9 protein-coding genes are annotated in these 7149 nt (G+C 72.4%); 3 read left to right on the forward strand and 6 right to left on the reverse strand.

The window, feature by feature from the left end:
• The 3 genes from E1283_RS28335 to E1283_RS28345 form a co-directional block, all read left to right on the forward strand.
• Window positions 1-870 (forward strand): aldo/keto reductase (locus E1283_RS28335; RefSeq protein ID WP_132821016.1); only part of this gene is annotated, 870 nt, incomplete at its 5' end.
• A 27-nt stretch (window positions 871-897) separates the two neighbouring features.
• Window positions 898-1671 (forward strand): SDR family NAD(P)-dependent oxidoreductase, encoded by a 774-nt coding sequence (locus E1283_RS28340; protein ID WP_132821017.1) that lies wholly within the window; start codon window positions 898-900, stop codon window positions 1669-1671.
• A gap of 101 nt (window positions 1672-1772) precedes the next feature.
• Window positions 1773-2210, forward strand: a complete 438-nt coding sequence (locus E1283_RS28345; RefSeq protein WP_132821018.1) for a nuclear transport factor 2 family protein — start codon at window positions 1773-1775, stop codon at window positions 2208-2210.
• 45 nt (window positions 2211-2255) lie between these two features.
• Here E1283_RS28345 and E1283_RS28350 read toward each other — a convergent pair whose 3' ends face one another.
• The 6 genes from E1283_RS28350 to E1283_RS28375 all read right to left on the reverse strand — a co-directional run bounded on the left by E1283_RS28350 (window position 2256) and on the right by E1283_RS28375 (window position 6906).
• Window positions 2256-3437 carry a UDP-N-acetylglucosamine--N-acetylmuramyl-(pentapeptide) pyrophosphoryl-undecaprenol N-acetylglucosamine transferase gene (locus tag E1283_RS28350; protein ID WP_132821019.1) on the reverse strand — a complete coding sequence of 394 codons (1182 nt, stop codon included), beginning with the start codon at window positions 3435-3437 and terminating at the stop codon, window positions 2256-2258.
• 57 nt (window positions 3438-3494) lie between these two features.
• On the reverse strand, window positions 3495-3818 hold the full coding sequence (gene cutA, locus E1283_RS28355; RefSeq protein ID WP_132821020.1) for a divalent-cation tolerance protein CutA: 324 nt from the start codon (window positions 3816-3818) through the stop codon (window positions 3495-3497).
• A gap of 112 nt (window positions 3819-3930) precedes the next feature.
• Window positions 3931-4113: a hypothetical protein gene (locus E1283_RS28360; protein WP_132821021.1), complete on the reverse strand. Its 183-nt coding sequence runs from the start codon at window positions 4111-4113 to the stop codon at window positions 3931-3933.
• 38 nt (window positions 4114-4151) lie between these two features.
• A complete protein-coding gene (locus E1283_RS28365; protein WP_132821022.1) occupies window positions 4152-4727 on the reverse strand; it encodes a hypothetical protein in 576 nt (191 codons plus the stop codon).
• A gap of 109 nt (window positions 4728-4836) precedes the next feature.
• Complete coding sequence (locus E1283_RS28370) at window positions 4837-6021, reverse strand: helix-turn-helix domain-containing protein (RefSeq protein WP_132821023.1); 1185 nt, start codon at window positions 6019-6021, stop codon at window positions 4837-4839.
• A gap of 90 nt (window positions 6022-6111) precedes the next feature.
• Window positions 6112-6906 carry an FHA domain-containing protein gene (locus E1283_RS28375; protein WP_132821024.1) on the reverse strand — a complete coding sequence of 265 codons (795 nt, stop codon included), beginning with the start codon at window positions 6904-6906 and terminating at the stop codon, window positions 6112-6114.
• Window positions 6907-7149 lie beyond the last annotated feature (243 nt).

Below are 7149 nucleotides of genomic sequence, written 5' to 3' on the forward strand. Positions count from 1 at the left end.
CTCCCCAACGGCGTCGAGATGCCCGCCCTCGGCCTCGGCGTCTACCAGAGCGCGCCCGAGGACACCGTCGACGCCGTGCGGATCGCGCTGGAGACCGGCTACCGACTCATCGACACCGCGGCGGCCTACTTCAACGAGCGGCAGGTCGGCGAGGGCATCGTCAGGTCCGGCGTCGACCGGTCGGAGATCTTCGTCACCACCAAGCTGTGGATGAGCGACTACGGCTACGACAGGGCGCTGCGCGCCTTCGACGCCAGCCTGCGGAGGCTGGGCCTCGACTACCTGGACCTCTACCTCCTGCACTGGCCGGTGCCCGCCGACGCGGAGGCGACCGTGGCCGCCTACCGCGCCGCCGAACGACTGTTCGCCGACGGCCGGGTGCGGGCGATCGGCGTGTGCAACCACAACCCGGACCACCTGGCGACCCTCCTCGAACACACCGAGGTCGTGCCGGCGGTCAACCAGGTCGAGCTGCACCCGTTCTTCACCCAGCGGGCGGTGCGCGAGGCCGACGCCGAGCACGGCATCATCACCCAGTCCTGGTCGCCGATCGGCGGCGTGAACGTCTACCAGGCCGACGACCCCACCGCCGCGAAGAACCCGCTCGAACACCCCACGGTGCGCGGCCTGGCCGACGCGTACGGCAGGACCCCGGCGCAGATCCTGCTGCGCTGGCACCTGGACCACGGCCTCTCCGCCATCCCCAAGTCCGTGCACGCCAACCGGATCAGGGAGAATTTCGACGTCTTCGACTTCGCGCTGACCGCCGAGGAGATCGCGGCGATCGACGCCCTGGACACCGGTGTCCGGGGCGGCCCCGACCCCGACGAGGTGAGCCCCGCGGTGTTCCCGCTGACCATCGACGACTGAAACCGACTCCGCAGGAGGACGCACACCATGGCACGTGTCTTCGTCACCGGCTCCACGACCGGCCTCGGCCTCGGAGCCACCCGGCAACTGCTGGACGAGGGGCACGAGGTGACCCTCCACGCCCGTGACGACCGGCGGGCGGCGGAGTTGGCGGAGTCACTCGGCCGGGACGCGCGGGTCGTGGTCGGCGACCTGGCGGACACCGGCGAGACGGACGCGGTCGCGGAGCAGGTCAACCGCCTGGGCCGGCAGGACGCCGTGATCCACAACGCCGGCGTCTACCTGGAGTCGCACCGCGTCGCCACGTCGGACGGCCACGCGCGGGTCCTGGCCGTGAACGCCCTCGCCCCCTACCGGCTCACCGCGCTGATCCAGCGCCCGCAACGGCTGGTCTACGTCAGCAGCGGGGCGCACGAAAGCGGCGACGCCTCGCTGCGGGACATCGACTGGACGGCGCGCCCGTGGCGCTCCGGCCAGGCGTACAGCGACAGCAAGCTGTACGTGACGACGCTCGCCGCGGCGGTGGCGCGGCGCTGGCCCGAGGTGGCGAGCAGCGCCGTCGACCCCGGCTGGGTCCCCACCCGGATGGGCGGCCCGGGCGCGCCCGACGACCTGACGGAGGGGCATGTCACGCAGTGCTGGCTCGCCGTCTCCGACGACCCCGAGGCGACCGAGGGCGGCGGCTACTGGTACCACCGCCGCCGCCGGCCGCCGCACCCGGCCGTCGAGGACACAGCGTTCCAGGACCGGCTGCTGGACACGCTGGCCGAGCTGACGGGCGTCCCCTTCCCCGCCTCCTGAGGCGCGCCGGAGGCTCTTCCGGGGCGGGCGGGGTTTCGATCGCGGCGTCGCAGGTACCCGGACGGGTGCCGTGAGTGCCCCGGACCGTCGAGGAGCCGACCATGCCCGCCGATTCCCCCGATTCCCCCGAGTCGCCCGAGTCGCCCGAATCCCACGACTCCCCCAACGTCGCCGTCGTCCGCCGGCTGTACGACTCCAAGGGCGACCCGGCCGTCGCCCGGGAGCTGATGTCCCCGGACATCAGCTGGGATGTCACGCCCGGCTTCCCCAGCGGCGGCGTCTACCACGGCCGGGAGAGCGTCTCCCGCGACTTCTACGGCGCGCTCCGCCCCCGGTTCGAGTACCTCCAGCCGGTGGGCGACGAGTTCTTCGAGGCCGACGACCGCGTCTTCGTCCTCGGCCACTACCACAGCCTCACCAGGACGGGCCACACGACGGACACCCGCTTCGTCCACGTCTGGACGGTCCGTGACGGCCGCCTCACCGCTCTCTGGCAGACGGCCGACACGGTCGTGATCGACCGGGCCCTGGCGGACTGACCGCCACGGCCACTGCCCGGCCGCTACCCGTCCGCTATCCGACCACTACCCGGCGGCGACCGACAGGAGCACGTCCACGAGCCGTTCCGCCGCGTCCGGGCGTCCGTGCGCCCGAGCCGCCGCGGCCATCGCCTGCCGCCGCGCCGGGTCGACCAGCAGCGGGCCGACCGCCTCCCGCAGCTGATCGGCGGTGACCTGGCCCTCCAGGGCGACGGCCGCGCCGGCCTCCTGGAGGTGCCGCGCGTTGTGCGCCTGCTCGTTGCCGGCCGAGGACGCCAGCGGCACGAAGACCGCGGGCTTGCCCAGCGCGGTCAGCTCCGCGAGAGTGCCCGCGCCGCTGCGGGAGATCACGACGTCGGCGAGCGCCAGCACGTCGGGAAGCTCCGAGCCGACGAAGCCCGTCAGGTGGTAGCGGCCCGCGAGCTGGGGCGGAAGCGAGGCCGCGGCCGCGCGCAGCGCCTCGACGTTCGCCGGCCCGCACTGGTGGACGAGGTTCGCGCGCTCCAGGAGCCACGGAAGCGCGTCCCTGATCAGGCCGTTGATCTGCTGCGCGCCCTGGGCGCCGCCGGTGACGTAGAGCGTCGGCAGCCGCCGGTCGAAGCCGGGCAGCCCGAGCGCGGCGATCGCCTTGTCGGGGTGGCCCGTCAGGACCTCGGGCCGCACGGGGTTCCCCGTCACGACGGCGGCGGACCTGAGCTCCTCCGGCAGGAGCGGCAGCGACGACTCGGAGGACAACGCGATCCGGGCCGCCGAACTCGCCAGCCGCCGGTTGGCGAGACCGAGCCGGACGGTCTGCTCGTGCAGCACCAGCGGACGCTTGGCCATCCTGGTGGCCAGCCCGGCCGGGACGGCGACGTAGCCACCGGTGGCGAGCACGACGTCCGGGCGGAACCCGGTGATCAGCTTCCGGGCCTGGACGACACCGAGCGGCACCCGCGCCATGTCGCGGACGTTCGCCGGGCCGAGCATCTTCAGCGGGTTCGAGGACCGCCGGATCTTCCCGGTCGCGACGGTCGCGAAGGCGATGCCGGCGGCCGGCGCGACCTTCGCCTCAAGACCCTCTGGCGTGCCGATCCACAGGACGTCGAGGGCGTCCGGCGCGCCGCCGTGGGCCGCCAACCTGGCCTGCAGCGTACGGATCGCGGTGAGTGCGGGATACGTGTGACCGCCGGTTCCTCCCCCTGTGACGACGAGACGGAACGTGGCTGGGACGCGAACATCATTCACCCGGCGCACCCTACTTGCTCGCCCGCCGCGCCCCGCGCGCGCCTCCGCCCACGTCGGTCAACGCGCCGCCGTCTCCTGGTCGATCCAGGCCAGATACGCGGCGCTGCCGTGGACGATGTCGGCGGCGATGATCTCCGGGGTGTCGTAGCTGTGGACGGCCCTGATGTGGGCCTCCAACTCCGCGTATCCGGCGGCCGGCAGCTTGTACAGCACCCGCCACTCCTGGTCGGTCCGCACCGCCCCCTCCCACCGGTACACGCTGGTGATCGGCCCGTCGACCTGCGCGCACGCCGCCAACCGCGCCTCCACCGCCGAGCGCGCCAACTCCTCGGCGGCCTCCCTGCTGTCCGTCGTCGTCAGAACCGTGATGTGGTCGGCCATGCCACCACGGTATCGGCGGCGGGCCCGACGCCGCGATGCGAAACGGCTGGCGCCGCGATCAGCCGCCCCGTCCACGGCATCGCGGCCGACGGTGGTGGCCGTGGCCGTGGGGTCAGGGGGTGTTAGCCACCAGCGTCAGGAGGGTCACGTCCGCAGTCCATTCGATGCCGCTGCCGTCGACCGGTCGGATGTGGGCCTCGGTGTGAAGGACTCGGCCGGTCTCACGGGCCACGTGGTGGAGTACGCCGTCGAGCCGGCCCACGCGGCCGGTGGGGTCGGTGACCAGTTGGCCCATCAGTACGTGGGTGCCCCAACGAAGATTGGTACCGGGGCTCACCGCGCGGACGCCTTGCCGGACTTCCACGGGCATGTGGTGGCGTGGTCGTCGTCCGCCACGACACGGTGGTGGCAGTAGCCGCACACCACGGGCAGGGTCGGCTCGACGGGGCCTTCCAGTCCGGTGACCACCGTGCCAGCCGCCTCGCCCCACGCCGGACGGGCCGGTGGCTCGGCCACGGTGCGGGCGAGCGCCAGGTGCAGCGCGGCGGGATCGGCCCGATGGTCCTCGCCGAGCAGGGGCACCAGCCAGCGGATCGGCCGCCGCGCGTCCTCCCACCATGGCCCCCAGCACCATTCGGCCGGCGGGATGGTGACGTAGTGACCGTGGCCGAGGACCTGTACCCCTGGCAGGTCCCAGTTGGCGGCGGCCCCCGGCGGAAGCAGCCAGAGCGCGAGTTGGCGCCCTTGGTCCTCGACCACCGGACCGGAGCGGCCGATCAGGCGGCCGAGCACGTAGATCGCGGTGAAGCTGTCGACCACGACAGCGTCCCACCACCGGCCGGCCGGTAACGTCCGGGCACCGTGACGCTCGGACGGGATCCAGTCGGGCAAGGTGGGAATCGGGTCCATGGCAGGCTCCATGTGACGGACAGTCCGGGTGACTGCCACATGGTCGCGCCGTGACGATGCCCCAACTATCAGTAGTCATTGACAGTCGGGGCCCGCGTTTCACCCAGGGCTACATGCCGAGCCAGGAGCCGTAATTCACGAACGTCGTCGGCAACTGACGCTTGGCCGCGTCGAGCCCGGCATAGGTCTCGCGGACCGTCGGGTGGTAGCGGGTCTGCTGCGGGGCCAGTCGGCGTGCTTCCTGGAGGCTCTTGAAGGCGCCGGCCGTGTCACCGGTCCACATCTGGGCGCGGGCGACCTCGGAGTGATGGTGGGCGAGCCGGGACGGCGGCCAGTCGTCGGGGGCACCCACCGTGGCGGCGCTGCGCACCGCTTCGTCGTACTCGTCCAACTCGGTGAGCACGCTGGTTCGATGCACGGCGACGTTGACCGGGCCGAAGCTGAGCCAGTGCACCTTCTCGGCCGGACCGGTCGATGCCGCCAGCCGCTCAGCCTCGGCGAGGAAGCCCTCGGCTGTGGCCTTGTCCTGGTCGCGCGCGGCCAGCACCGCCGAGCCCAGGTGCAGTTGGCCGGTGAGTACGTCACGCTCACGGCCGGGCTCGGCCTGCTCCAGCGTGGCCATGCCGAGCCGCACAAGGCGCTGACCGCGGGTGTACTGCCCGCCGCGTAGATAGGCCAGGGCCCGCATGTACTGACGCATGCCGCCGAGCACCGGGTCCGAAGCACGGCTCGCGGCCCAGTCCATCCGGTCGAGGGCCACCGTGCACAGGTCGGCGAAGCCGAGCTTGGACGTGACGTCGTAGGCGGTCCGGTACGTGCTCGTCAGCAGTTGCCAGGCCGGCGTGCTTCGCGTCGCGTGCGCGGTCGCGGTCGCCTCGTAGATCAGGCCCGGGAGTTCGGCCGCCGCCTGCCTGATGCTCGTCCGCCGCACGAGCGCGCACAGCCCCTCGGCGTGCTCGACGAGGTCGGCGAGCGGACGTGGCATGACGTCGTCGTCAGGCCCGTAGTCGTAGACGTCCAGTGCTTCCCGGATGGGTTGGATCAGGCCGTCGAGCTGATCCTGTCTCAGTTCGTCCATGTAGGGCTGCCCGGTCAACTCGGTCACGGGCACGGACAGCGCGCGGGCGATCGCGGCCACCACGGACGGACTGGCGGGGAGGATCCCCTGCTCGATCTTCGTGATCGTGGAGTACGAGACGGGGGCGATACCGGCCAGTTCCCGCTGGGTCAGCCGGCGCACCTTTCGGGCACGTGCGATGCGCGCTCCGGTGTGTTCGGCAGAGCGATTTGGCATGCTGCACTCCGTTCTGGGTGACAACCGGAAGCTACCCCTGTCGGCTCGGAGGGAACAGCGAGCGCGCCCGTTCCCGGCGGGGACCGAAGGTCAGGTGTCGAGGAGGCTCAGGTCCGTCCTGAGGATCGTCGTGCTGACCAGGAGTTCCGTGATCAGGTTGTGGTTGAGGGTGTTGCCCACCGGCGGTGGGACCTCCTCCTCCAACAGGCCCCGCACCGAGCCGCTGAGGCGTTTGCGGACGTTGGTCACGATGTGGGCGGCGCGGCGTTCGCTCCACCGTTCGGCCGGGTGGAGGTCGCGCAGCTCGGTGGCGACCTGGGCCCAGGTCAGCGGCTGGGGGTAGGGGTCGTTGCGCAGGTAGCGCTGGCCGAGGCAGACGAGCACCAGCCTCTCGACCGGGGTGAGCGGCCAGACCCTGGGGCCGCGGGTCTCGGCCTCGCACTCGATCCCCGGGGGCGTCGACGGTGCGGGACCGGCGATCCGGATCTCCAGCAGGTGTTCCTGCCGTGGGCCGACGATGAACAACGGCGTGTAGCCGCTGGGGAGTTCGGCCTGGTCGCCGCTGAGCAGCAGCCGGGAGGGGGAGAGCCGGATCGGCAGCCGGCCGTCGTTGTGCAGCACCCAGGCCGCGGGGCCGCGCGTGAGGTGGCCGTGCTGCCGGCTGACGTGGGGGTCGTCCGCGCCGACGCGGACGTGGACGTCGTCCGCGCTGCGGCCGAAGAGCAGCCGGAACCCGGCGTCGGGGGCGACGCTCATGCCGCCGGCGGAGCCCAGCACGAACAGCGTGCCGGGCGGGACCGATGCCGGGAGGCCGTGCGACAGGCTGCCGAAGTCCCTCGGCAGCAGATGGACCTTGCTCGACGAGTTGGTTGCCGGCGGCTCCATGCCCACCCCCTCCCGGTGTGCGACATCGACACTACCGACCGCGGCGGGTTCCTCGGCACCCCTCCCGGGGTCCGCCGGCTACGGTCGCGCCGCACGACGAGCAGAGGACTCGTCGGCGGAGGAGGGGCAGAGAAGTGTTATCGGTGAGACGAACCCGCAGGTTCCGTCGCGCGTTGGTCGCCGCTCTCGTCGCGAGGGTGGCGGGGTCGAGCGGGCGCCCGTCGAGGGTGGCCTCGCGGAGGG

The sequence above is a fragment of the Streptomyces hainanensis genome (assembly GCF_004348415.1).
GTDB lineage: Bacteria > Actinomycetota > Actinomycetes > Streptomycetales > Streptomycetaceae > Streptomyces > Streptomyces hainanensis.

What these genes read in the sequence shown, in the direction of transcription:
- E1283_RS28340 (WP_132821017.1), top strand. Translation starts at nt 898, where the DNA reads ATGGCACGTGTCTTCGTCACCGGCTCCACGACCGGCCTCGGCCTCGGA.
- E1283_RS28345 (WP_132821018.1), top strand. Translation starts at nt 1,773, where the DNA reads ATGCCCGCCGATTCCCCCGATTCCCCCGAGTCGCCCGAGTCGCCCGAA.
- cutA (WP_132821020.1), bottom strand. Translation starts at nt 3,818, where the DNA reads ATGGCCGACCACATCACGGTTCTGACGACGACGGACAGCAGGGAGGCC.
- E1283_RS28360 (WP_132821021.1), bottom strand. Translation starts at nt 4,113, where the DNA reads ATGGGCCAACTGGTCACCGACCCCACCGGCCGCGTGGGCCGGCTCGAC.
- E1283_RS28365 (WP_132821022.1), bottom strand. Translation starts at nt 4,727, where the DNA reads ATGGACCCGATTCCCACCTTGCCCGACTGGATCCCGTCCGAGCGTCAC.
- E1283_RS28370 (WP_132821023.1), bottom strand. Translation starts at nt 6,021, where the DNA reads ATGCCAAATCGCTCTGCCGAACACACCGGAGCGCGCATCGCACGTGCC.
- E1283_RS28375 (WP_132821024.1), bottom strand. Translation starts at nt 6,906, where the DNA reads ATGGAGCCGCCGGCAACCAACTCGTCGAGCAAGGTCCATCTGCTGCCG.